Here is a 25,728-nt window from a genome sequence, read left to right as displayed (position 1 = left end):
GTTCCGGGACTAACATACGATATCATGAATAATTTTCGAGTCGGTTTTGGTTACGATGTCCATCAACTGGAAGAAACCGTTGATTTTTGGTTGGGTGGAATTAAAATTCCCCATGACAAAGGGGCCGTGGGGCATTCGGATGCTGACGTGCTAATACATGTTATATGTGACGCCCTCCTGGGAGCGGCCAACCTGCGCGACATTGGCTACCACTTTTCAGATCAGGATCCCCAGTACAAGGGAATTGACAGTAAATTATTATTAAAAGAAGTCATGAGGCTGGTCGCGGGTAGCGGCTATGTTCTGGGAAACCTGGATGCCACCATTTGCCTTCAAAAGCCAAAAATCAATCCCTTTATCCCGGAAATGAAAAAATGCCTCTCGGAAGTAATGCATGTAACCGAAAACCAGATTTCCATTAAGGCAACGACCACGGAAAATTTGGGTTTTGTGGGCAGGCAAGAAGGAGTATCTGCCTATTGTGTGGCTTTAATTCACCAGCCAAATCAACCCATCAAATGAACAAGCAGGAACCCAAAATCATTACTACGGAAGACGGTTCCCACTCGGTATACCTTCCGGAACTCAACGAAAGCTATCATTCTTCCCATGGTGCCTATCGGGAGTCCATCCACGTATTTCTACTTTATGGCTTGGAAGCCTGGTACGCCCGGAACCGGGGTAAGTTTCCTATCCGGATTTTTGAGCTGGGCTTTGGTACCGGCCTCAATGCCTGGCTTACCTTGATTTGGGCAGAACAAAATCAGGTTCCCGTATTGTACCACACCATAGAACCCTTTCCTCTTCCGGAAAAAATCTACGAGTCCTTAAATTATACCCAGCTAGATGAAACCCTCACTCACTACAACGGCTATTTCAGAAAGCTGCACAAAATGGAATGGGACACCGGGAAGCCTTTAACGGACTATTTTAACATCAAAAAGGAGAGCATTTCCTTGCAGGATGTCCAACTTTATCCTACTGACATTGTCTACTTTGATGCCTTTTCTCCTAAAAAACAACCCGAACTATGGGAGAAACCGCTACTTGAAAAAATTCATGCCAGTATGAATCCCGGTGCTACCTTTGTAACCTACTGCGCAGCAGGCCATCTCAAAAAGAACCTTCAATCCCTGGGGCTAACCCTGGATGAGGTGCCTGGACCTCCGGGTAAAAAAGAAATGACCCGGGCATGGAAAAAAAGCTAAATAAGGTAGTTTTCCCGTTATTCCTGCTTTGCTGGCTGGGTACCTTAGGCTGTAAGCCAAAAAAGAAGGAGAAAACCTCCGAAAATAGCACAAGGAAGGAGATTATTATTCAGGATAACCAAGCTTCGGCACATCTTGACGGGTGGGTCGAAGTCAAAAATGGTGACAGTACCAGGCAACAATATCTGGATGACGAAATCACTGTTTTTGAAAGTTTATTGGTGGATGAAAAACGGATCTACAATGAATTTTATCCGCACATACAGGATGCCTTCCTATTTGAGGATAAATTCTATCTCAAAGCGCGGTTTCCATTGGCATATAGCGGTGAAATCGAATTTACTTTTCCGGAATTCCCCGATTACGTTCTCACCAAAATCGGGGAACAAGCTTACCAGGTAGTTATCAACAACGCACTGGATCTAAACCACGTGCTATTTGATTTACATTACCTTCCATCGGAAACGGACAGTCTGGTACGCACCGACTATTCCTTTACATATGTCGTGTTCGAGGAATAAAAAAAGGGACGGAAATATTCCCGCCCCTATACATATATCTAACCTTTTTTAATAAATCAACCCTTTTTTGATACGGTCTTAATTACGATACCAGGCATCCCGTTTCTTACAAAATAATTTCCAGTTACCTCCACATTTGCCGCAGCAAGTTCCTTTAATGATTGATATGGGCTGGCATTTTTGTGATCCTCTACCAGGAGGTAGACTTTGCCATCTGAGCCAAGCAATCCAATAGGCATGCCATTAGCCATGCATTTTTCAGCGCAGCCTTTGTGTCCTTCTCCTTTGGCACCACTAGCCATAAAGCAGGAAAGATCCAAAACCTCTCCGCTAACACTTATTTCTTCTCCATCGCCTTCTTTTTCAAAAGCTTCGGCCTGGAAGAAAACCAGACAGCCCATGGCCAACAATAGTAGGCCAAAACGAAATAACATTTTTGAATTTGCGTAACTTGTCATGATAAAACGGTTTGGGTTTACGAATATGTAAAACAATTTATCCATTAATAGCTATAAAAGCAACTTTGACAAAAATTTAACAGGTCAAAGACATTTATAACTTACAAGTTATCACGTGTTTTACCGGTCTTTATGCCTCTTGATCCGGCTTGAGCCGATCCAAGATTTCTCTGGCCTCATCCCAGGTAAGGCGGGGACCAAATTGGCTGACTATTCTGGAGGAAGCCATGCTGGCTAATTTTCCACTGGAAGCGTAGGAATGGCCATTGGTAATCCCATAAAGAAAGGCCCCGGCAAACATGTCCCCGGCACCATTGCTGTCCACAGCCCGGGTCGGGTAAGGTTCGATGTCTATAAATGTTTCGCCATCGTAGATCATCGCTCCATTTTTACCCTGGGTAATGACAAAACGGGTTGCCAGCTTCTTCATCGCCTCCCTTGCTTCAAGAAGGGTTTCTTCGCCGGTGTACAACATGGCCTCTTCTTCATTGGCGAAAAGCAGGTCCACCCCATCACCGATCACCTCCTCAAAACCGGCTCCAAAATACTTGACCATCGCAGGATCCGAAAAGGTAAGGGCTACTTTTACGCCGTTTTCCTTGGCTACTTGTTTTGCCTTAAGCATGGCCGCTTTGGCATCAGGAGAAGTGATCAGGTACCCTTCGATATACAGGTACCTGGAGTCTTTGATGGCTTCGAGATTCAGTTGGGATGCTGAAAAGGTTTGAGTAATCCCCAGAAAGGTATTCATGGTTCTTTCAGCATCAGCCGTTACCATTACCAGGCATTTACCGGTAATGCCTTTTTCCAACTGATAAGGATCCAGGTTATGGTTCACTCCGGATTCCCGAAGATCCTCCATAAAAAACCTACCCAGTTCGTCGTCTGCCACTTTGCAGCAGTAGTACGATTTTCCTCCGAACTGACTGAGAGCGATAACGGTGTTGGCGGCGGATCCACCACATTGCAGCTTGGAAGTTTTAGTATGAATGGCCGTCATTAGCGTTCCCTGACGTTCTTCATCGACTAGCGTCATCAGACCTTTTTCAATACCATTCGTTTCCAGAAAGGCATCGCTTACCTCAAACTCTATATCCACCAGGGCATTTCCCATACCCGTCACATCGTATTTTTTCGTCATGTTTTATGATTTATTTTTTCAAGCCAGCAAAGTGGCCAAATTTTAAGGATCAAGCGTCCAGCTCCTTTTAATTCTGATTTTCCAAAAGCCTTTTTCTCCTTCCGATAATTGCCTGCAGCGCAAAGAGAATTGCTGACAGCGTTAAGCCAAAAAATTCCCGATTTGTTTCCATGGCCGTGGTTTTCATGGACAGGTCTTTTTGTTGCCACTCTTCCCCTATCCATCCCAGGATATTATCCGGCCAGAAGAATACCGCAGCAATCAAATAACTAAAGGTGAAGAAGACCAGTAGGTTCACGCTAAATTTTCCAAAAAAAGCAAACCCGGAAGTTAGGGCGGCAATCAGGTACACGGGTACCCACCACATTGGGTCCGGATCATTTATCTGCCAAAAGGCAAACAATAAAAACAGCAGCGAACTGATACCGAAAAACCATTTCCAACCTTTTGTCATAGGATATGTAAGTTACTTATTTTAGAAATAAAACGTATCCAAAACAGTCATTTTCTCATGACCTGATCGTAAATCAAGGAATACACATCGATCGGACTGACTTCATCTTCCGTATCGGTGGAGTTTGCGGGTAGAATCAAAACGGGCCAGTCCAGGGGATTCTCGCTAATTCGTCCGTGGGAGCCTTTTACCAAGTCAGCCTGTAAAGGGATCACGTCCATCAGGTATCTGAATCCCAGTTTCTTTTTGAGCAAAATCCAACCTAATTTTCCTTTCAGAAAGGGAATTTCCGGATTGGCAAACATTTCGACCGGATCGTAGCCGGGTTTCCTATGGATATCTACCGTACGCGCATAGTCCGGTGCCTTTGCATCATCCAGCCAATAATAGTAGGTAAACCAGGAGTCTTTGTCTGCTACGGCTACCAGATCACCTGCCCGTTCGTGGTTTAGGTGGTATTCTTTTTTCCCTTCCTCATCCAGCACCTTTTCAACGCCCGGCAGGGAAGCTATCAGTTTTTTGACCGCTTCTTTTTCCGACGGATCATTGATATATATATGCGCCAACTGGTGGTCTGAAACGGCAAATGCCTTACAGGTGCCTGCATCCAGGGTCTCCAATCCCAACTCATCCTTTACCTGTATATAGCCTTCTTTTCTAAGGGCCCGGTTGATATGGATGGGCTTGTTTACGGAAGTGATTCCATATTCGGAGAGTAAGATAATCTCCGCACCTCGCTGCTCGTAATAGGTAATTAATCGCTCACACAACGCGTCTATCTCCTCCAGATCCTTCCCAATGAAATCAAAATCAGTTCCGTGTTTTTGCAAGCCATAATCCAGGTGAGGCAGGTAAATAAAGGTAAGGGTGGGATCATGCCATTCGTCTACTTTCATAGACGCTTCCGCTATCCATTTGGAAGAAGAAATATTGGCATTGGGCCCCCAAAAGGAAAACAAGGGGAACTGGCCCAGCTCTTTCTGTAGGCGATCCCGCAAATCCATGGGTTGACTATGAACATCCGGCAATTTTCGGCCATCGGATGGATACAAGGGTCTCGGCGTAACCCCATAATCCACCGAAGAATACATATTGTACCACCAAAACATATTGGAACAGGTAAAATCGGGGTTTTCGGCCTTCAGCGCATCCCAGATTTTGGATGACTGGACCAGGTGATTGGATTGCCTCCAGAATTTGACCTCACATTCATCCTTAAAATACCAGCCATTTCCCACAACCCCGTTTTCGGCAGGCCATTTACCGGTCAGGTAAACGGACTGCGCCGAACAGGTAACGGCGGGAAGTACCGGTTTAATAGACGCTTGTTTTCGTTTTTTTACCCACTGGCTGAGGAAGGGGGTGTGTTTTCCCAGGATCCTTCCCGATAGTGCCACTACGTTGAGTACAACTGTTTTCTTCATGTGATTTGTTTTTTCACCCAATCCAGCTCCCGGGTAATGGATTGTCCCAACGACAGGTGAATGTCTTCGGGTAACACCTCCCAGGTATAGGTTTCCACTTCAAGCTGCGCAGAATACTGCCCTTTTTCATTTAATTTTAAAACGGTAAGAATATCCTCCTGGGTGGATTGTAAGGTACCGTAACCGGATAAAAATACCGGTACATGGAAATGGATCCTCCATTCGACTTCTTCCGTTTCTGATAGCTTCAACAAGGCATCCGGTAAATCCGGATAAGCGTGTTGGGTGCCATCCCTTTCGACTCCGATGACCTGGTGCAAATAGGTAGATTCCACAAAGGGCAATAATGCCTTTTCTACTGTTTTTCGCTCCCCCATTTTTTCAGGTATCGATATTTTCAAGGCGGCACTGAGCTGGAATTTACCAATTTTGATGCCTTCTTCCTTAAACGTCTTCAGGACGGCATCGTGATCTTCATAAGCCACTGCAAAGTGACACACATCGTAACAAACCCGTATATGATCCAGAATAAGTTCCCGGGCAGCCGCTGCAGCCATTCCATATTTTTCACCGAACAGCCTCATCCCTCTTGGAAGCAACCAATTTTTATAAAACTGGATTAACCCTGCCGAATTCTCAATGATCCCGTCGGGTTCTGGTTCTATATCCAGGTGGAGCAACTGACCCTTTTCCTTTTTCAGGAGGTACAAACGGTCCACCACTTCCAACAGGTGATCGCAAGATTGGATCATTACCTGTTCCAATGCTTCCGGAGTTTTGTGCCAGTGTTTGTAGCTTAATGGAGAAGTGGAAATGCCCGCATCCATGCCGGAGGGCATAATGGCTGATAAGATATCGAATAGTCGGAGGGTGTAGGTGACCCGATCACGAGTAGTCCAGTCGGGATGATGCACCTCATCTTTTACGACCTGCCGGTGAAAGCCACCAAAGGGGAAACCATTTAGCGTGAACACGTAGCAATGATTCGCTTCCAGCCAGCTTTTGAGCTCGCCTAATTTTCCGGGCTCCATTAATTCCCTGCTTGCCTCGTCCGAAATCCTCAAACCGATTCCAAAGAGCTGTTTTGCGGACAGCCTTTCTTTTATCGGTGGAACGTAATCTTTGAGGTTGGTAAAGGTTGCTTCCCAGCTTTCTCCGGGATGAATATTGGTGCAATAGGTTAAATGATAATCGGCAATGCGCATGTTTCAGGTTCTACTTGATTAACTTAAAAATAGGGATTAGGCCCTGGAATTAGCTAATTGTAATTGATTTAATTTTTCAACGGCATTGCGTACCAACGCCGGGTCCATTTGATGAACTTCTACTCCGCTACCAATTTTATCCAGAAGCATGATGGTTAATTCTCCCCCCAGGTGTTCCCTGAATTCTTCCAGGCCCTTTAATAGGGAATCTCCGGACAATTCCGGAACATATAACTCAAAACCAAGTTTAACGATGACATCCAGCACCCTGTTCAGTTCGTTTTCAGAAATCATTCCCGCCAAAAAGGAATACGTGGTGTCCAGGGCAATACCTATGGCGACTGCCTCTCCATGACGTATTCGGTAATCGCTCAAATGCTCCAGTTTATGTGCAGACCAGTGTCCAAAGTCCAGCGGCCTGGAAGAACCCGCTTCAAAGGGATCCCCGGAAGCAATGTGGTCCATGTGCATCTGGGCACAGCGGTAGATTAACTCCTGCATGGAGGAATGATTTTTATCCATCAAATCCAGCGCCTGCTGTTCTATCCATACAAAAAAGGAAGCGTCTTTGATCAAGGCCACCTTTAGCGCCTCCGAAATTCCGGAACGCCAATCCCGCTCCTCCAGGGTCTGCAGGAATTGCGCATCGTTAATCACGGCATAGGGGGGAGCAAAAGCCCCCAGGTAATTTTTCTTACCATAAGCATTGATGCCATTTTTAACCCCAACGCCCGAATCATTTTGTGAAAGCACCGTGGTGGGAATGCGAATGTGGCGAATCCCTCGATGGGCTATCGTGGCGGCAAAACCGACCATGTCCAGCAGGGCCCCTCCCCCTAATCCAACGATATAGGAATGCCTGTCTATTCCGTATTCATGCGTGGCCTTTAAAACCTGCTGAAAATACTGCTGATCGTTTTTCACCTGCTCCCCACCAGGCACTACCAGGGGTTCTGCACACAAGTTAAATACGTCGCTGTTTTCAGCGGCATAGGTTTTGATACCAGCTAGCAGACCGGGATGATGTCGGACCACTCCTTCATCCAAAACCAGGTATACCTTGGGAACTTTGTCCCCTTTTACTAAATCTGTAAAAAGACCGTTAGCGGAAGAAAATAAATTTTCCGTAAAAAAAACCTGGTAGGTAAACGGGACACTGAAAACCTGCTCAATTGATTGATGCACTCTTTTTTCCATTTTTAACTAGACGATTCCGCCGAACGTTTCATTTCATTAATATAAGTAATTAATCCCCTTTTTGGTTCATCAGGTGACGGCAAATACCTTGGCCAATTGCAAGGATACCGGCAATAGTAACAAAATGATCAAACCCACCAGCCAACCGGAAAAAGCCGCCGCAAGAGAAGCATTTACAAGGATTAAGGCGAGTACTGCCGCCTTCACGGATTTGCCAATCAGTGCCGGTTCTTGCTTCTTTATTGCTTTCACCAAGGGAGGGAAAATAAAATAGGCCAGTAAGACCAGAAAGGGAAGGCTTTCCCAAAAATGATCTTTCTGAATGTAAGCCAACCCGGCGATAAATAAAAGGATGCTCGCGTACATGACCAACCCGCCATACAATGCACGGGTGTTTTTCCCATGCACTTCTCCGCGGCTGACCATGGTGATGGCGGCGACATAAACCAGCGGAACCAATCCAATGTAGGCAAATTGCTGCACCGCCCCTGGAACCAGACTCATACCCAAAAGCAGGTTTCCTGTTCTGCATAGGCCCATATTTATAGGCCCAAAAAGGGTTTGGTGTTTTCCCCAGACATCGTACAAAAGGGCCAAAAGGGCTACCGCCAGGGCCAGGACTCCGGAAAGCAAACTAACCTGCCAAGCGGCTAACACACCCATCAAAAGCAATAAAAAGGCCATCCAGCCCGCACTTTTAACGCTCGCCTGCCCACTGGGAATGGGGCGTTCCGGACGCTCCTTTTTATCCAATTCGGCATCAAAGACATCGTTAAATGCCACCCCGCCACCATAGAGACCAATCGTGGCAAGAACCAACCAGCCAAGATCGCCCCACCATTCTGACTGGCTTTCCTGTATAAGGAAATAAGCCGCACCTAAGATGGCCGCACCGGCCAAAATATCGGCTATTGCCGTGATAATATTAGCCGGGCGGGTGAGTCTGATGTGAGCAATTAAGGATCGCATCGACCGATTCAATTCTCTATGATATTCGAGGAATCATTGTCCACCCTGGGTTTTTGTCCCCCTCTCAAGACGGTACTTCCTCCATGTTTTTTGGTTTGATCGATGGGTTCTTTTTCCAGCCAGTCTTTTTCTTCCATCTGCCCGCTTTGTCCGTATGCCTTCAATGCATTTTGATAACAAACCATCCGCACATGCTCCTCCGGAATTCCTTTTTCCAACATCAAATCGGCCGTCTTTGGCACCGCCAGCGGATCGCTAATACCCCAATCCGCCGCGCTATCCACGATGATGCGGTCCGGCCCGTATTCTCTGACTATTTCCACCATTCGCTCACTTCCCATTTTGGTATGGGGATAGATGGTAAACGCCGCCCAGTAGCCTCTATCCAGCACTTCTTTCACCGTTTCTTCGTTGTTGTGATCGACGATGACCATTCCCGGATCCAGGCCGTGTTCCTCACTCACATCCATGCTCCGGATGGTTCCTTTCTTCTTATCCCGATGGGGAGTATGGATCATCACCGGAAGATCCACGTCTTTGGCAAGCTCCAGCTGCAAGCGGTAAAAGCGGTCTTCTGCCTCCGTTTGGTCGTCATACCCAATCTCACCAATCGCCACCACTCCCTCTTTACCAACATACAGCGGCAACAACTCCATGACTTCTTCCGCCAAGGCTACATTATTGGCCTCCTTGCTATTCAAGCCAATGGTACAGTAATGAACGATACCAAATTGCTTGGCCCGAAAACGTTCCCAACCTACCAGGCTGCTGAAATAATCCTGAAAGCTACCCACCTTGGTGCGGGGCTGTCCCAACCAAAACGCCGGTTCAATGACCGCTACGATCCCTGCCTTCTGCATGGCTTCGTAATCATCTGTAGTCCGGGAGGTAACGTGTATATGTGGATCGATGTACATCATAACGAATTAATTTTATTTGCTAACCTAATCTTTTTTTAATCCAATTCATAACAATCCCCGGTGAACGGGTCATTTCCTAAGGAAGCGGCAAATAAGAAAGCTGAACCTATCTTTCCGCATCGTATTCCTTTCCGATCCCCTCCCAGGAGAGGTCTCCTCTTGCGATCATTTCCTGTAAATCCGGATATTTGGATAGCAGAATCACACAACCAGGATGCTCACCGGAAGAACAGGCCAATGCAGCCGCCTTCCTTTCCAAATCATTTCCTTCCTCTAATACCTTTTCTAATAAACCCAAAACCTCTTCGTCCACGAAGGGTGCCAGAAAACGCCATAATTCCGGGATGACATTCCTCCCGGCTGACCAGCGTTCGTGCACGTAATCCACCAGCGTTTTCGCAAGCCTGATGTTTGCCCGCCGATCGGCACCCACTATCCGGTAGAGGGGTCGTTGCATAAAGATCGCCTTTAGCAGCAGTTGGTTCCAGGCTGGCTCATCCAAAAACTCCGAAGGGTAGGGGTTTTCCAATGCCACCGCATCAAAAACGGAGGTTATATTGGTTCGAATGCCCTCGGCAGCCCGATGGGTATGTTTTTCAGGAATGGGCAACAAGGGAAGCGCGGCATACAAAGCCTCCTGCTCATGCATATCCGCCGATTCGAAGAGCCGATCCAGTGTATGGATCCAATCCCCTGCTGTCTCAGAAGCAATTTCCAATACCAATAAGGTTCGGGCCGTTTGTAAAACCGTCCAGGAACCCGGCTGAAATCCAGCTCGGATTTTCCTTGCTTCCAGTTCCTTTTGTTCTGACAAATTCAGCACTTCCTTTGAGAAATGCCTGGATGCCTGGCTAAAAGCCAGGAAAAACTTCATCTGTCCATCTGCTTTTTTAATTTTTTCTACCTGGGTACTCAACCAATCCATGGCTTGGGCGGATGCCGCATCCGATAGAAGATCCTTTAGAAATTGCCTGGTAGCGCTTAGGTTATGCATAAGTCAAACGATCAGTTAAATTCTCGGTAAATATAACACTTATTCCATTTTCATTTTTTGAAACTGAGAATAATCATATTTTTTGTCAAAAGTATAAAGCAAGGAAAAAGAAAAAATCCAGACCTTTTGTTTTAAAAAAGGCCTGGATTTTAAACGATAACAAAAGCGTATCCGATCGGAGGGAAAACTACCAATCCACGCCGGTATCTTTCCATGTTCTGGAGGCTGCCGAATCCAACACGGCCTGACAAACCTTTTGGGTTTCGTAAGCATCCTTAAAAGTAGGCGAACACGGTTCGTCTCCTTCCAGGCTTTTAAAGAAATCAGCCACCTGATGAATAAACGAATGTTCGTAGCCAATACTGGTACCGGGTATCCACCAACGGTCCATATACGGCTGATCCGCATCGGTGACGTGAATGGATCGCCATCCTCTAACCACCGATTCATCCCGGTGATCAAAATATTCCAGGCGATTCAAATCGTGTAAATCCCAGCGAATGGACGCATGTTCTCCATTTATTTCAAAGGTATACAATGCTTTATGCCCTCTGGCATAGCGGGTAGCCTCAAACAGCCCCAGCGAACCATTGTCAAAATGGCAATGGAAGGTACAGGCATCGTCTATGCCAACTTTTTTCTTCTCGCCACTTTCTTGATGTACCCGTTCTTTAATGAAGGTCTCCGCCATACCGGACACATCTTTAATCCCCCCATTCAGCCACATGGCCGTATCAATGCAGTGCGCCAGCAGGTCTCCCGTTACCCCGGAACCAGCCGCATCGGCATCCAGCCTCCACAAAGCGTCTCCACCTTGAGGAAGGTCCGGACTGATGGTCCAGTCCTGAAGAAAATTGGCCCGGTAATGGAAAATTTTACCCAATTTTCCGGAATCTACCAATTGCTTGGCCAGGGTAACCGCGGGTACCCTACGGTAATTATACCAAACCGTATTTTTTACGCCCGTAGCTTCAATCACTTTGACCATCTCCTTGGCTTCTTCCAGGGTTCGGGAAAGCGGTTTTTCACACAAAATCATCTTCCCTGCCTTGGCAGCGGCAATGGCGATCTCGGCATGCGAATCGTTAGGCGTACAGATGTCAATGGCATCCACATCGTCCCGCGCAATGACTTTTTTCCAGTCGGTTTCGTAGGAGGCATAGCCCCACTGTTCGGCAAAGGCCTTAATTTTATCCTCCCGTCTGGAGCAGGCCACTTGCAATACCGGCCGGTATTCGTATTCGGGAAAAAAATCCCCTAATCGTTTATATCCGTTGGTATGAATTCTTCCCATCAAACCCGTACCGATCAATCCTATTCGTATTTGCTTTTTTTCTGACATGGTTAACATTTTTTGTTTGGAAAATCGAATCTATTCAAAACAAGAATCGGACTTAGGCTTTCCAGCCGTGCGCCTCTCTAACCTGAATCAATGCTGCTAGAATATTATTCCAGGTGTCCTGCTTGCTCATCACCGCATTGGGGAACATGCAACCATCCCAGCAAATGTGGTTAAAAGCTTTGGTGAGATTTCCTTTCTCATCTCGCAGCCAGTATCCTGCGTCTTCGGCAATATCCAATTTTCCATTAGGATCATTAGCCAGGCAATGCCTGCCGGTCTTATCATGAGATCCTGAACCAAAAACGGTGGCATCATTTTGAGCCACGTGAAAATCGATGGTCCAGGGACGCAAGGCATCGGTCATTTCCTTTAATGCCGCTTTCCATACGGATTTATCCTTCCAATCGTAGCCCTCCGGTAAAATTCTATGCTCCGGATAGTTGTAGCCCAGGGTATATAATAGGGTATGCGCCATGTCTGCCTGAAAACCCAGGTAGGGACTGTCTACAGACTCCAGTGTTTCCAGCATGGTCTTCCAGCTGTGCATGCCTCCCCAGCAAATTTCGCCTTCGGCAGCTAACTTTTCCCCGTAATTCTCAGCAATTTTACAGGCCTCCTTAAAGGTCTCTACGATGATCTTTTGGCTTCCTTTCGGATCTTTGGCCCATTGTTCCGGGCTACTGGCCGTATCCACCCGGACAATGCCATTGGGTCGGATTCCTGCTTCCCGGAGCTTTGAAGCTAGTTTACAGGATTTTTCCAGTAAATCCAGGTAGGTGGCCCGGTCTTCTTTGGAACCCAGTATGGGACCTCCCCAGATAGGAGCCACTACTGAGCCAATTTCCAGATTGTAGGAAGACACCTTGTCAACAAGCTTTTTTACCCCATCGTCGTCCATTTCCAGATCGATATGAGGGTCAAAAAGACCTATGTCCACTCCATCAAACTTTACTCCGTCAACTTCCGCTTTGGCGGTGTTTTCCAGCATCTCATCAAAGGAAATGATGGGTTCCGAATCCGGCCCCTTTCCTACAATTCCAGGCCAGGTGGCATTATGTAACTTTGGAAAATTATTTTGGGACATAATATTATTTTTTTTACTATGAATAATTGATTGAAATTAAAATAAAGCTCTGTTAAAGAGGAAGCCTCAGCATGTTACCGGAGATCTTCCTCCAAAAATCCCCTTCAATTTAATAAATAACTGAAAGAATCCCAGTATAAAAGAGGATTCTGCCCCTATAAATAAGGCGATACTTATAATTTAAGGTCTGGATTTCCGGGACCAAAATGTTTGAGCATCACAATCGGATCGGTTTTAGAGTGATTGCTGATTTTTACTCCTTCCCTGGCCGCTTTTTCCGTTACAAAATATTCGTCATGGGTCAATTGTCCGTATCGGATCAGGGCAGGGGTCTCCACATCCCATACGCCCATGGTCCCATGACCTTGCATCATGATCATACCATAAGCCGCATTGTCCTTTATCGTGACCGTTTGTCCGGGCATAACCGTCAGCTCTTTGGCACTGAAAGCATCTGATCGATAGCAAATCCAGTTTTCAATAAAACCTTCCGCTTCCATGGCAGCGGTATCCTTTACAGGAACAGGAGCCATGAACCGGGTCTCCAGGATGTTTGGATCCACATTCAAATCCCAGTCAATAACTTCCATCAGCTGATCGTAATCTCCCATCCGGTCCTTCGGTGTTCCTTTCCAAAGGAGTTCTTCGGGAATAATGGCTTCATTGACCAGAGACTGGTACATGGCAAAAACATCGGATGCCTTTTGGGGCTCGTAGGTACACATGCTACCGGGTGCATGCAGCATCCCCGGAGGCACATCCCAACCCGTTCCCGGATCCAGTTTAAATGCCTGGGAGAAACTGGTGATCTTGTTGTCCCCCTTATTGAAATTCATCAGACATTCCTTGATTTGCTCTCTCGTAGTACCCGGAGCGATCCCAAAAAAGGTATAGGGGAAATCTCCTCCGTGATTATTCAACTGCGGCGGGAAATAGTAGGCTTCCGGCTTTCCTTTCATCCCGATTTTAGCAGCGTGCTCATCGTTATGATGAATGTGGTGCGGCAGGGGCCCCATATTATCAAAAAACTTGGAATACATGGGCCAGCTTTGGTGCTCGTCCCAAATTCGGGATCCTATGATTTCACCTTGAAGTTCTTCGATTACATCCTTAAGCAGGATTTGTTCCTCCTTGCCCTCAGCCCCAACAATTACTTTGCTCAACCCTTCATCTTTCCCGGTAAGGGGTCCATTTTCGGCAGCGGTGGTGGAAGAAAGCCATCGTTCATCGATTCCTCCTCGTTCCCCACCCAACACGTAATAATCATCCGGGTGTAATTTTATCCTCCTTCCGGGAACACAAAAAGATCTGGGTACCCAAGTAGGTGCCAGGCGCAAAATCCCCTGTCCTTCTTCTATTGCTTTTTTTGCCAAACTCATAGGTTCTTATTTGATTTATTGTTTGTAATGCTACTTATTTCGTATTTGTAAAGGATTTAAGCCCTTTGCTGTCCGTCAAAACGTCCAGCATGAGGTCATAGGTACGTTTTTCACCTGGTTTGAGCATGATCAAGGAGCCGTCTTCTCTGGCTTTGGCCTGCCCTATCGGCGGATGGGTGCCAGGTTCCAAGGCAGTAACGTATTCATTTTTTCCCCAATGTTGCCAGTTAACCAGGCTGGGTAATTGGCGTTTATCAAAAGTCATCCTAAGGGCAAAACCCAGAGAGGAATTATAGATGCCCGCCCGACAGCGATTATCACTTTCTACCTCCGGATCGATAAATGCTACGTCTTCCCCAAACCCTGCATGATCTTCCAATGGGGGCGGGCAGGTTTTGAAGTCATTTTTGGGATTGAAAATCCGGTTCTGAGCATCTCCATCCCTGGACTTCCAGGAGCCCTTCCACACGATCCGGCTCCCCTCATCCACCAAAGGCCAGCCAAAATTCACATGGTAAAGCAACATATGGGGAACTTCCACATTGGACTCATTGATGACTTCATCCGTTATCTTCAAGTAAGGTTGTCCTAAAATCCCGGTAATGGTGCGCTTTAAGACCAAATGCGGGCCAAACACACTGCTTTCCCGAATAATGCCTGTTAGCTGCATGTTCAAGTCGCCGCCAAGAATATCCGGTTGTTTGATTTCGATGATTTCTGCCGGATTATTTGAAATCCTTCCGTGCAATCCCCGATGACCCTGCTCATCCTCCTCGGGGCCTCCTACATGACTCAACCCACAAGTCGTGAGCAAGCCTCCACCAAAGGTCCGAAGCCAATCCAGGCCCTTGTCCGAAAAAGGGGAAGGTGCTGTGATTCCGACCTGACTAAGCCATGCCAGACTTTGCGACCGAAAAAAAGCAGCACTGATATCCATACCTCGGTCAAGAACCACCTGGTAGCGCAATCCGGCCCCGGTATCGATCCAGGCCACACGAACACCACGTCCGGGACCGTTATCCAAAACGCTGGTTTCGATTCCGCCTATCTGACGAACACTACCTACTTTTCCATTCCAGGGATTGTATCCGGAATCCATAAATCTGTGTTTTTGTACAATATATGGCTTTAAGTTATCCTAACTATCCTGTTCTTTCTGGTATCTCTCCAGATAGGATAGCTTCACTACTAAAGTTCTTTCAAAAATATATTTCGGTAGGCTACCTGCATGGGAGGCCCCACATGTACCTGCATGCCCAAATATCCCTTCATGGACCTATTTGCAGGATCCTCGTCGGTTACATCACTCATCAGTGTGCCATTAATGTAATGTTGCAGTCTGTTTCCTTTGGCTACAATATGAATCTCATTCCAGTCATTGGAATTTACTACCTGCTTCATTTCTTCCCTGTCACCAAGTTCTTCTACTACTTCCAGCCCCAACCAGGCATTCCGCTCCACATTGGCTCGGAGATCGCCCTCCGTTTCCTGGGGGTTGATTTTCGTTTTCTGTCCGATGTATGCAAGCGTGGTCCGCTTTCTTTCTTCGTAATTTTGACCGGTGTAATTGTTTTTACCGTCAATATCGGCCTGATAGCCACGTAGTGCGAAGGGGAGATCCTCAACCATTTCGCTACGATAATTGACACCGGAATTGCCAGCCTCAGTGATTTTAAACTCGGCCTTGAATTCAAAATCTCCCGGTTGCCCCCCTTGCCAGATAATAAAATGATTTCTTTCCAACTTGGTTTCTTCGGTAATTTCTCCCACCAGGGTTCCGTCTTCTACGCGCCAATAGGTAGCATCGCCATCCCAGCCATTCAAAGTGCTCCCATCAAAAATTTGAACAAAACCATCGTTGTCATCCTCACTCTGAACGGCTTGGGCGACGCTTTCGGTCTCGGAATCATTTTGCTGCCCCGATCCACAAGCAAAGGCCATTGTGGAAAATGCAGCCAGGAAGGCTAATTGAGTATATTTCTTCATTGCATGCTGATTTAGGTTGAATGCTTTCAGGCCAAACAATTGCTGCCTGGCCTGAAAACAATTATATAAGCAATACTTATTGATAAACTTCGTGGTTTGGATTACCTCCTGAGACCAGATAAGCCATCAAATCTTTTAATTCTTCTTCGTTTAAACGGTTTACCAGTCCCGGCATCATCACGGATACTTCTGACTCCTTGATGCTGGTGACTTCATCCTTAGGCACCTCCTTGATCACTTCGGGAGCAAAGGGATTCTGGGACACGTAATAGGTGTCATCATCTTCCCTGATCAACCTACCTACTACAGAAGATTTGTCTCCCATAACGAATACCATCGCCGCATATTGATCTGAGATCACCGCACTTGGGTCAAGAGTAGCCTCCAGAATGTCCTTCGGAGTAAACCTATTGCCCAATTGGGTCAGGTCAGGACCTACCGCTCCCCCTTCTCCACCTATGGCATGACAGGAACTACAAAGGGCGGCCCCGTACATGGCCTTTCCTTTTTCCAAATCCCTGTTGCTCAAGTCTTCTACCAATGGTGCGGCCTCTTCTACCGTCCACCTTCTACCCGGACCCTCTGGTTGAACTTCGGATACGGCAATATCATTGCCCGAGCCGGTCAGAAGTTTGCCACCGGAAAGCTCATCGTATTGTTCAAATTTATTTTCCGGAACGGTACTCAAAGCCATTTTTCTGGCGCGATCAATAAAGCCCACATAGCTTCTTCCGCCCTTGTATTGAAAAGCATTGTGCGTCCAGTTAAAATACTTCTCGTAGGACTCCTCATCCCATCCTGCCTTGGCACCTCCCAATACGGTCGCATAGTAGGTCTGCTGGGCAGGTGGAACATTGGCCAGCATATTGGCTATATCCAACCCGTATTGGGGATTTCTCATGATCAGGTCCGAAGAAGCCGTTAGTGTCTTCTGAAAGTTCGGATCGTCCTCCGCGTTTTCTAACAATCCCAATAGCTGTGGTACCGCCGATGGGGCTTCCAACGCTACCATGACTTTACCCAGAACCCGATTTAAACTGTTGCTTTCCGCCGGGAAATGAGCGTCCAGGTAACTGATTAACTGGGTCCGCACGCCACCGGTTGGATTTCCATGCCGGGCGATGACCACTTCTACCGCCCTGGAAAGGTTCAGCCGGTCTTCTTCATTCAGGGATGCGTAATCGATTCCCATCAGCGACTGCAGCATGGCATTTCGCTGGGAAGCATTTCCGTGTCTGGCCAGTGCAATAATCGCCTGGGTAAGTGCTCTTGGGTCGGTTTCATTCAAGGCCTTACTTTGCCATTCGGAAAGGGGTTGGTGCTCTACCGCAATTCTCGCTGCATACTGAACAAATCGATCCTCATGACTCAAATAAGGCCAGGCAAAATCAATAGCACCTGCTTGTGGACCTTCATGATATGCCTCCAGGCTCCTTCGAATGTTGTGCGCTTCCGGCAAATCGGCCTCGGTCAGTCCTCCGTTGCCATCATCGCTTAAGTCTCCGGTATAATGCACCCGGTACAGGTCCGACTCCAACCTTCTACCTCCGGTCATGAAGTAAAGGGCCCCATCAGGACCAATCACGCCATCGGTAAGCGGAAGTGGCGATCCCGAAATAAACTCTTCACCGGTAGCGGCATAAGAGCCGCCCTCAGGTGTCAGATTAATTTTGTACATGATACCAAAACTCCAATCAAATGCGTAAAGCGCATTTCGGTATTCTGCCGGAAATTTGGCATTGGTCCCGTAGAACACATTCGTGGGGGACCCCTGACCAATATTCAAAATTGCCGGTAAGTTGTCGGTGTAGTTGGGAGACCACTTTTTATTACCGGTTCGCCAGCCGTATTCACTCCCGCTGGTCACGTGATTGATACGGGTAGGCCGGTACCAGGGCATTCCAAAATCCCACTCCATGTCGGAATCATACGTAAACAAATCTCCTACCTCATTAAAGGCGATATCGAAGGGGTTACGATAACCCACGCTAATCAATTCCCATTCGGTACCTTCGGGGTCAATTTTAGCGATCCATCCTCCCGGTGCTCCCCGGCTATTGGCGTGACCTCTGGGGTCTTTGATTTCCGGAATGAGGTTATCGTCTTCCCAAACCCGGGGAATTCGGTAATGATCCATTTCCGGAACGTCAATGTGATTTCCTACCACCAGGTAAATGGATTCGCCATCCGGAGAAACCACCATACTGTGCGGCCCGTGCTCACCGGGGCTACCGGTAAATTCTCTGAGCATGGTTATGGAATCAAATTGATCGTCTCCATTGGTATCCTGTAGCCTGTAAATGCCGGTGTTTTTGTCAAAGTCATCGTTTGCCCGGTGATTGACCATCACATAGAGACTATTAAAGGCATATAAGAGTGCCTGGGCATAGCCCATACCGATCTTACCGTCGCCGTTTTCTCCTATTATGAGTTTTTCTACTTTTGGTGTCAGCGAATCAGACCCGATGGCCGGAACCTCCAGCCGATAGATGGCTCCATATTGGTCCACCGTAAGCAATCGGTCCTTATCATCAAAGGTCATTCCCACCCAGGAGCCCTGTTCATTATCCCCAGGGCTGTAGAGATGCTCCGCCTCGAAGCCGGAGGGCAATTTCAACTTGGCAACTTTGGGGTCAACCTCTTTTTGGTCGCCGCCACCCTGGCCGCAGGATCCTGCAAACAGGAGGATCAATGCAGCCATCAGCCAGTTTTTCATTGAGTTTTTGGTATACATATAGTTATTATTAATTGGCAATTTCTCCTCTTAGGCATTTTAAAAGCCCGGGAAACAACTCTAAATTTAACCCAAATCCACTGCTTTATAAAGCCAGTAAAGTGGAATTTAAACCTTTGATCATAATTAACCAAAAAACAGCGGAAAGCAAATGGGCTTCCCGCTGTATCTATCAGGTTGGATTATTTCGTTTCCAAGCCTACAGCATTGTTAAAAGTGAGGCGTGATCTCTGCTTCGGCAGCTGGTAAAGCATAGTATTTGGTGATATTGGTAAAGGCATTGGATCGGAAGGTAGCTCCCTCAGGATAGTAATAGTCCTGTGGATTGGCTAAAGCCCTTTGCCCAAAATCGCCAATGATTTCCTGCACCCTGTCGGCACGGGTGATGTCAAACCACCTTTTGTTTTCAAAGGCCAATTCCACCCTTCGTTCGTTAAAGATGGCTTCTCGCATATCGGTCTGTCCGGAAGCATTGGTATCGTCCAATCCGGCCCGGCTTCGCACCTGATTCAGGTAGCCAGCAGCTTCTTCGGTTTTACCCTGCTCATTCAGTGCCTCGGCTAGGAATAACAAGACCTCCGCATAGCGGTAAATGGGCCAATTCATCCCGTGATTGCCATGCAAGTCATGATGCTTGGCATATTTTTTAATATAAGGATATACCTTATCGTCACGGTCACTACCCGCAATTTCAACGTAGGCGATGGAAGCATCCTTTCTCAAATCGCCCTCTTCAAAAGCAGCAATGATGTCCGGAGTAGGGATATTGTTTCCTTCTCCATCCAACGGTTGCGGATTAGAAGTGCCGGTGATGGGTTGCAACTCATCGGGAGAAATGGGACGTGGCATAAACGCATACAAAAAGTCACTGTTCAATCCTTCCGGACCTTCCAGGTATTGAATCTCAAACAGTGATTCTGCATTGTTTTTATTTCCCACGCTTTCAGAAAATACATCTTCGTAATTGGGTATCAACTCGTACTCACCGCTGGTCTCGATGGCTTTGAGCAGGGTTTCTGCATCTCCCCAGCGCTTCTGGGTGATAAACACATCCGCCAATAACATCTGAGCGGCTCCCTTGGATGCCCTTCCCACTCCCTGCTGGGATCGAACGGGCAATAAATTAACAGCAGACTGAATGTCACCGATCAAATGAGTATAAATTTCAGCTTCGGGTGTTAAAGGCAATGCTGCTTCCTCTCTGGAAGTAACCGGAGTAAGGTGCAAGGGCACACTTCCGAAGTAACGGGCCAATTCATAATAGGCATATCCACGCAAGAAAAGGGCCTGACCTTTCAGGTTATCCTTAGACGCCTGATCAAATTCTACATCGTCTATTTGAGACAATATTTCGTTGGTTCTCGCAATGATCAGGTAGTCCTGCCGGTATTGATTCAGCACGTGCGTATTGGAGGTGATCCCCTGTGCTTCTGGCAGGGCATGATCGGAAAGATCTTCCTGCTGCTCGGTAGCTCCAAAGTTGATATTTCGTGCATAAATCGTATTATCGGACCGCATTTCACATAGCAACCAGGACCGGTTATCGGCAATGGTTCTTAATGGGGCATAGGCTGCATTCACCGCTTGTTCAAAATCAGACTCTGTCTGATAGAAAGTAGCAGAGCTGAGGGCTGTTTCCGGGGCAATGGTCAAGAACTCTTCACAGCTTGACAGCATGATTCCCAAAAACGCCAGGATGATATTTATTTTTTTCATTTTTCAGTCAATTTTAGATGTAAAGCTTCTTTAGAAGGTAATATTCGCACCTACTGTAAAGGTTCTGGGAACAGGATAACCGGTAAGGTCAACTCCCTGACTAAGGTTTCCTCCGTCGCCATTTCCATTATTTTGCTGACTGACTTCCGGATTAGGACCTCCCCAGTAGGGAGTAAAAATGTACACATTTTGTACAGCAGCATAGACCCTGGCAGACTTAATTACATTTGCAATTGCCCCAAGATTGTATCCCAATGTGATATTCTTGATAGTGAAAAAGGACGCATCCCAGACAAAGTTGCTGTTGGCCCAATCTCGTTCAATACCCGTCACGTTTCCTCCACCCACAGTGGTTCCGAAGATTCCCTCTCCCGGATCTTCCGGAGAACGAAAACGCTCAGTGGCCTTTTGAACCATATTAAATACCCCATCCAGGTTCGCCGTACTGAAAAGATGTCTCATGTACAACTCATTTCCATAGGAACCAGATCCGATGATATTCAAATCCCACTTTCCATATCGGAAATTATTGGTGATTCCATAAGTGAAATCTGGAAATGGATTGCCTATGATGGTTCGGTCATCGTTATCGCCACCAATGGAGATGATGCCATCTCCATTGATATCTTCCAATTTAATGGAGCCAACCGTGGAGCGACCCGGTACCTGAGGAGAACTGTTCAGGTCTTCCTCATTCATGTAGTTACCAAGCTTTCTCAATCCATAAAATTGTCCGAATGGTTGCCCTACCTGTGTGATATGTACGTTACCATACACCCGATCGATGCCTTCAGCAAGATCCATTACCTTGTTGCGATTGAAAGAGATGTTGGCATTGGTGGTCCATACCAGTCTGCCTTGGGTGTTTCGCGAAGTTATTGCAAATTCATGACCCCAGAATTTGATCTCTCCAATGTTGTCCGTAAAGCTGCCGAATCCCGCTTCCTGCGGTATCTGCACGTTGTACAACAGGTTGGTGGTATTTTTGGTATAGAAATCATATACAAACTGGATGCGATCGTCAAATAATCCCAGGTCTAATCCGATGTCAAACTGCTGGGTGGTTTCCCATCCCAGAAAGGGATTCTGCAGGGAAGTAATGGCTGCACCCGGCACCACTGAATTATCAAATACATGATTCACCGTGTTATTCACCAGGGCATACTGAGTGTAGTTACCGATGTTGTTATTACCAGTCACTCCGTAGCTACCCCTTACTTTCATAAAGGAAACCTTGTCACTGGTGTTCAGGAAGCCTTCGTCAGACATGACCCATCCGGCAGACACAGAAGGGAATACTCCCCAACGGTTTTCGGAACCAAATCGGGAAGACCCGTCCGCTCGTATAGCCGCGGTCAATAGGTATTTACCCTGGTAGTTGTAAGTCAATCGGCTTAGGAAAGAAGTCAGGGCCCACTCTTGAACGTCTGAGATCGTGCTTCCTCTGTTGATATTGATGGCCCCCTGAACGGTAGGGAGTCGGTCATCCGCATAGGTATTGGCGGCCACCTGGGTCCGATCCAGTCTGAACTTCTGGTTGGTAAACCCTCCCAATAGCTGGAAATTGTGGTCGTTGATGGACTTGGTGTACGTTACCGTATTTTCATTCAACCAACTGAATATTTCGCGATTATCCCGAACGGAGGAAGCCACCGTAGGAATGGCCACGTTCATTCCCGGAGTGGCGGTAGAAGGATTGAAATAGAAATACTTACTATTCCTGATTTCAGCATTGATGGTGGATTTGATTTCAAGTCCCTCTATAGGCTCATATTGCACATACGCATTAGACAACAAATTGGTCTGTTTGGTCTCATTGGTGATTTCCAATGCTGACCTTACGTAGTTAGGATAGGCAAAAATATTACCCGTCTCACTTGGGAATCTATTAAAATACGTCAACTCCCCGTTATCATCGTAAATGGGCATATTAGGCCAGGTATGCAAGGCATTAAACAAAATCCCGGTACCTCTGGATCCATCGGTTCTGGGAGTGTTGTCTCGTACATAAGTAGGAGCCAGGTTAAAACCCATGGTTAGTTTATCCGAAGCGGTGTAGTCAGTGTTTAATCGCAATGAAAACCGTTCGTAATCGGTATTCAATACCACACCTTCCTGATCAAAATAGCCTGCCACCACTGAAGTTCGCATTTTCTCGGTGTTGGAGTTGATCGTCAGGTTGTAGTTCGTGATAGGAGCGGTCTGCAGCAAGGCATCGTACCAATCCTGGGTCTGTCCTTCGTATTGGGAAGGGTTCTGGAACATGTCTGGTACGGGTCTTCCCGCATCTTCAAAATATTCCTTCTTAAACTGAGCAAATTCCACCGCATCCATCATTTCCAGACGGTTGTAATGAGGTACATTTTGCAAACCGGTGTACACGTTCAAGGCAACGGAGGATTGCCCCGCTTTTCCTCTTTTGGTGGTTATCAAAACCACGCCGTTTGCAGCACGGGATCCATACAAGGAGGTAGACGCCGCATCTTTCAAAATGGTAATGTCCTGAATTTCGTCTGGATTCAATGTAGAAATATCTCCAGTAATCGGAAATCCATCAACTACATACAATGGATCACTACCAGCGGAAACAGATAACTGTCCTCTAATACGAACGTTCATTCCCTGTCCGGGCTTTCCAGTGGTTTGGTTGATCTGCACACCGGCCAGCTGTCCCTGAAGCTTCTGGGCCATTTGTGTAGCTGGTATGTCCATCAGGTCATCTCCCTGGATGGTTTGCACCGATCCGGTGATTTCCTTCTTCAACTGGCTACCGTAACCCACGACCACTACTTCGGTCAGGTCACTCATGGAAGATGCCAACACGATTTCATATTCCGTTTGGCCTCCCTGCACGGGAATTTCCCGTGTTGCGTATCCGATGTAACTAACGGTTAACACCTCACCGGCTGCCGCTTCTACCTGAAACCTACCGTCCAGGTCGGTAACCGTTCCGCGGGTGGTTCCTTTTACCAGGACGGATACTCCCGGTAACGTTTCATTGTCTCCCTCCGAGCGCACCACACCCGAGACGGTGCTTTGCGCATAAGATGCGAAGGTCAATAGCATGGCCGCCATGAAAGCAATCAGGCGCCTGCTATCCAAAATTGGGTAGCAATCTTTTTTCATAATAAATAGGTTAAATGAATGGATTTATTCTAAAACCTCCAGGTGTTATACCCGAAATTTTCCTAAATAAAAACGATATTCCTTCCAGAACTATCCTGCACTGTGCTGAATATGATTTCAATCAGTCCTTTTGAAAAAGCCAGGCTTTGTTAAACAACTGTTTGACAAAAAATTATTTACCAAAATTAATTTCTGTTTAAGGGTAAAATATAAGGATTGCTGGAAGCCGCTCCGGTAATCCCCCCAACAAAGGAAATTTTCTATGGATATTAAAAGATAGCGAATCAAAAAAGTCTTCCGAAATAAACTGTTTTCTACAGTTCATAACGGAAGACTTTTAACTTATCCATTTCTATTCTTAATAACCCGGATTCTGGGTCAGTTCCGAATTGATCCGGATTTGATCCTGCGGAATCGGAAACAGAATCTCGTGGGCTTCAAAGATAAAATCACCATTCGAAAAGGGAATCCCCTCCCTGGAAGTGGTTGGATTGGCCCGCTCCTGCAGGCCATAAGCATTCAGAAAATTCACCAACTCTTGGGTTCCCATAGTTCGTTTCAAATCAAACCAGCGATGATTCTCAAAGGCCAGTTCAATCCGACGTTCGTCGAGTACGGCCTCCCGGAAAGCATCCTGGCCTAACCCGCTCAGGGGATCCAAGCCTGCTCGTTCCCTTATCTCATTCAGATAACCATAGGCAACGCCGGTAGGGCCATCTACTTCGTTGATCGCCTCCGCTAACATCAGCAATACATCGGCATACCGGATTACGGGCCAGTTGTCATTGGTAACGCCCCGAATCGAATGGGGGTGATTGAATTTATTGATAAAAGGGACTCCTACGTATTCCCCGTCCAGGTTGGTATAGCCTTCTTTCAGGGAAACTACTTTTCTCAGGTCACCCTCTTCGTAGGCGGCGATGATGTCATTGCTTGGCGTGTTCCATCCACCGCCTTCCTGGCCCGGGAAATCTATTACTGCACCAAAGGACTCCCGGGGAGCGAAGGTGTAAATAAAGTTACTGTTTACACCAAACTGATTGTCTCCCTGGTACTGAATATCCCAGACAGACTCCTGGTGGTTTTTGTTTTGCGGGTCAAAAATATCCGCATAATCAGCTAATAAATCGTAACCCATTGAGGTGACCTGGTCCAGGGCATCGATCGCCAGTCCGTAATTTCCGCGTGTCAGATGAACCTTTCCCAACAGACTAAGCGCCGCTCCCTTGGTCACCCGACCTACCTGATCGGAATCATAACTGACCGGAAGCGCATTGACGGCCGTATTCAAATCCGATAGTATCTGTTGATACACCGTTTCCACGGGTTGCCGTTCGTATTCGAAAGCTTCCGCCGGAGAGTTTACTGGTTCCGTAATGATGATCACATCCCCAAAGTGCTGTACCAGGTGAAAATACAAATACGCCCGGATAAATTTCAACTCCCCTTCCGAACGGGTCTTAATCGCCTCACTGGCGAGGGATTCGGGCAATTTAGACAGGGTGGTATTCACGTTGACCATCACCCCATAAGTACTATTGTACAGGTTGGTAATATTTGGAGTGGCAGGGTTGTACTGCCAAAATTCCAAGGCTTCCAGGGAGGGTCCGGCTCCTCTGTTGCCTGGGTTAAAATGCAAGGTGGTATTGTCGGATATAAATTCCGTGTATTGCCATTGATTTAAGTGCAAGGGCCTAAGTTGTCCATACACCCCATTCACCGCCTGGATTACCTGCGTTTCGGTTTGGTAGAAATTATCTGATACCAGAACAGTGGGATCCGTTTTGTTCAGAAACTCCTCATCGCAAGCAGTAAAAGCCAGCAAGGAGCCCAGACAAATTAATTTTATATGCATGTATTTTTTCATCTC

General features: G+C 46.9%; 21 protein-coding genes. 3 read left to right on the top strand and 18 right to left on the bottom strand.

Features of this window, described 5'->3' with window-relative positions; all coding sequences use genetic code 11:
* The first annotated feature begins 24 nt into the window (after nucleotides 1-24).
* The 3 genes from ispF to GJQ68_RS15630 are packed head-to-tail and all read left to right on the top strand — an operon-like array spanning nucleotide 25 to nucleotide 1,729.
* Nucleotides 25-522: a 2-C-methyl-D-erythritol 2,4-cyclodiphosphate synthase gene (ispF, locus tag GJQ68_RS15640; protein ID WP_162418248.1), complete on the top strand. Its 498-nt coding sequence runs from the start codon at nucleotides 25-27 to the stop codon at nucleotides 520-522.
* Nucleotides 519-1,208, top strand: a complete 690-nt coding sequence (gene mnmD / locus GJQ68_RS15635) for a tRNA (5-methylaminomethyl-2-thiouridine)(34)-methyltransferase MnmD (protein ID WP_162418247.1) — start codon at nucleotides 519-521, stop codon at nucleotides 1,206-1,208. The genes ispF and mnmD overlap by 4 nt, the downstream gene beginning before the upstream one ends.
* Nucleotides 1,193-1,729, top strand: coding sequence for a hypothetical protein (locus GJQ68_RS15630; RefSeq protein WP_162418246.1), 537 nt, complete (start codon nucleotides 1,193-1,195; stop codon nucleotides 1,727-1,729). The genes mnmD and GJQ68_RS15630 overlap by 16 nt, the downstream gene beginning before the upstream one ends.
* A gap of 56 nt (nucleotides 1,730-1,785) precedes the next feature.
* Here the strand turns inward: GJQ68_RS15630 and GJQ68_RS15625 are convergent, their stop codons facing one another.
* The 18 genes from GJQ68_RS15625 to GJQ68_RS15540 form a co-directional block, all read right to left on the bottom strand.
* The gene (locus tag GJQ68_RS15625) at nucleotides 1,786-2,187 is read right to left on the bottom strand and encodes a hypothetical protein (RefSeq protein ID WP_162418245.1); all 402 of its coding nucleotides are present in this window, start codon (nucleotides 2,185-2,187) and stop codon (nucleotides 1,786-1,788) included.
* Nucleotides 2,188-2,317: 130 nt separating this feature from the next.
* Nucleotides 2,318-3,328 carry an adenosine kinase gene (locus tag GJQ68_RS15620; RefSeq protein ID WP_162418244.1) on the bottom strand — a complete coding sequence of 337 codons (1,011 nt, stop codon included), beginning with the start codon at nucleotides 3,326-3,328 and terminating at the stop codon, nucleotides 2,318-2,320.
* A 67-nt stretch (nucleotides 3,329-3,395) separates the two neighbouring features.
* Entirely contained in the window at nucleotides 3,396-3,782 is a 387-nt protein-coding gene (locus GJQ68_RS15615; RefSeq protein ID WP_162418243.1) for a transmembrane 220 family protein, read from the bottom strand.
* A 47-nt stretch (nucleotides 3,783-3,829) separates the two neighbouring features.
* Nucleotides 3,830-5,206 (bottom strand): alkaline phosphatase family protein, encoded by a 1,377-nt coding sequence (locus GJQ68_RS15610; protein ID WP_162418242.1) that lies wholly within the window; start codon nucleotides 5,204-5,206, stop codon nucleotides 3,830-3,832.
* A complete protein-coding gene (gene eboE, locus GJQ68_RS15605) occupies nucleotides 5,203-6,411 on the bottom strand; it encodes a metabolite traffic protein EboE (protein ID WP_162418241.1) in 1,209 nt (402 codons plus the stop codon). Before eboE ends, GJQ68_RS15610 begins: the two co-directional genes overlap by 4 nt.
* A 36-nt stretch (nucleotides 6,412-6,447) precedes the next feature.
* Nucleotides 6,448-7,608 carry a 3-dehydroquinate synthase gene (locus GJQ68_RS15600; protein WP_162418240.1) on the bottom strand — a complete coding sequence of 387 codons (1,161 nt, stop codon included), beginning with the start codon at nucleotides 7,606-7,608 and terminating at the stop codon, nucleotides 6,448-6,450.
* 69 nt (nucleotides 7,609-7,677) lie between these two features.
* Complete coding sequence (gene eboC / locus GJQ68_RS15595) at nucleotides 7,678-8,577, bottom strand: UbiA-like protein EboC (RefSeq protein ID WP_162418239.1); 900 nt, start codon at nucleotides 8,575-8,577, stop codon at nucleotides 7,678-7,680.
* Between the two features lie 8 nt (nucleotides 8,578-8,585).
* Nucleotides 8,586-9,497, bottom strand: a complete 912-nt coding sequence (locus tag GJQ68_RS15590; RefSeq protein WP_162418238.1) for a TatD family hydrolase — start codon at nucleotides 9,495-9,497, stop codon at nucleotides 8,586-8,588.
* A gap of 106 nt (nucleotides 9,498-9,603) precedes the next feature.
* The gene (locus tag GJQ68_RS15585; protein ID WP_162418237.1) at nucleotides 9,604-10,491 is read right to left on the bottom strand and encodes an EboA domain-containing protein; all 888 of its coding nucleotides are present in this window, start codon (nucleotides 10,489-10,491) and stop codon (nucleotides 9,604-9,606) included.
* Between the two features lie 187 nt (nucleotides 10,492-10,678).
* Complete coding sequence (locus GJQ68_RS15580; protein WP_162418236.1) at nucleotides 10,679-11,833, bottom strand: Gfo/Idh/MocA family protein; 1,155 nt, start codon at nucleotides 11,831-11,833, stop codon at nucleotides 10,679-10,681.
* A gap of 52 nt (nucleotides 11,834-11,885) precedes the next feature.
* Nucleotides 11,886-12,917, bottom strand: a complete 1,032-nt coding sequence (locus tag GJQ68_RS15575) for a sugar phosphate isomerase/epimerase family protein (RefSeq protein ID WP_162418235.1) — start codon at nucleotides 12,915-12,917, stop codon at nucleotides 11,886-11,888.
* 173 nt (nucleotides 12,918-13,090) lie between these two features.
* Nucleotides 13,091-14,296: a cupin domain-containing protein gene (locus GJQ68_RS15570; protein ID WP_162418234.1), complete on the bottom strand. Its 1,206-nt coding sequence runs from the start codon at nucleotides 14,294-14,296 to the stop codon at nucleotides 13,091-13,093.
* Nucleotides 14,297-14,330: 34 nt separating this feature from the next.
* Nucleotides 14,331-15,395: an aldose 1-epimerase family protein gene (locus GJQ68_RS15565; RefSeq protein ID WP_162418233.1), complete on the bottom strand. Its 1,065-nt coding sequence runs from the start codon at nucleotides 15,393-15,395 to the stop codon at nucleotides 14,331-14,333.
* Nucleotides 15,396-15,484: 89 nt separating this feature from the next.
* On the bottom strand, nucleotides 15,485-16,282 hold the full coding sequence (locus GJQ68_RS15560; protein WP_162418232.1) for a 3-keto-disaccharide hydrolase: 798 nt from the start codon (nucleotides 16,280-16,282) through the stop codon (nucleotides 15,485-15,487).
* A 76-nt stretch (nucleotides 16,283-16,358) separates the two neighbouring features.
* The gene (locus GJQ68_RS15555; protein WP_162418231.1) at nucleotides 16,359-19,016 is read right to left on the bottom strand and encodes a c-type cytochrome; all 2,658 of its coding nucleotides are present in this window, start codon (nucleotides 19,014-19,016) and stop codon (nucleotides 16,359-16,361) included.
* A gap of 210 nt (nucleotides 19,017-19,226) precedes the next feature.
* Complete coding sequence (locus GJQ68_RS15550; RefSeq protein WP_162418230.1) at nucleotides 19,227-20,732, bottom strand: RagB/SusD family nutrient uptake outer membrane protein; 1,506 nt, start codon at nucleotides 20,730-20,732, stop codon at nucleotides 19,227-19,229.
* Nucleotides 20,733-20,762: 30 nt separating this feature from the next.
* Nucleotides 20,763-23,858, bottom strand: a complete 3,096-nt coding sequence (locus tag GJQ68_RS15545) for a SusC/RagA family TonB-linked outer membrane protein (RefSeq protein WP_162418229.1) — start codon at nucleotides 23,856-23,858, stop codon at nucleotides 20,763-20,765.
* Between the two features lie 358 nt (nucleotides 23,859-24,216).
* The gene (locus GJQ68_RS15540; protein ID WP_162418228.1) at nucleotides 24,217-25,725 is read right to left on the bottom strand and encodes a RagB/SusD family nutrient uptake outer membrane protein; all 1,509 of its coding nucleotides are present in this window, start codon (nucleotides 25,723-25,725) and stop codon (nucleotides 24,217-24,219) included.
* Nucleotides 25,726-25,728: the final 3 nt, after the last annotated feature.

Source organism: Cyclobacterium roseum (genome assembly GCF_010119225.1).
GTDB classification, from domain to species: domain Bacteria; phylum Bacteroidota; class Bacteroidia; order Cytophagales; family Cyclobacteriaceae; genus Cyclobacterium; species Cyclobacterium roseum.
The sequence above is the reverse complement of the archived record's forward strand: the minus strand, read 5'-3'. Positions and strand labels throughout refer to the sequence as shown.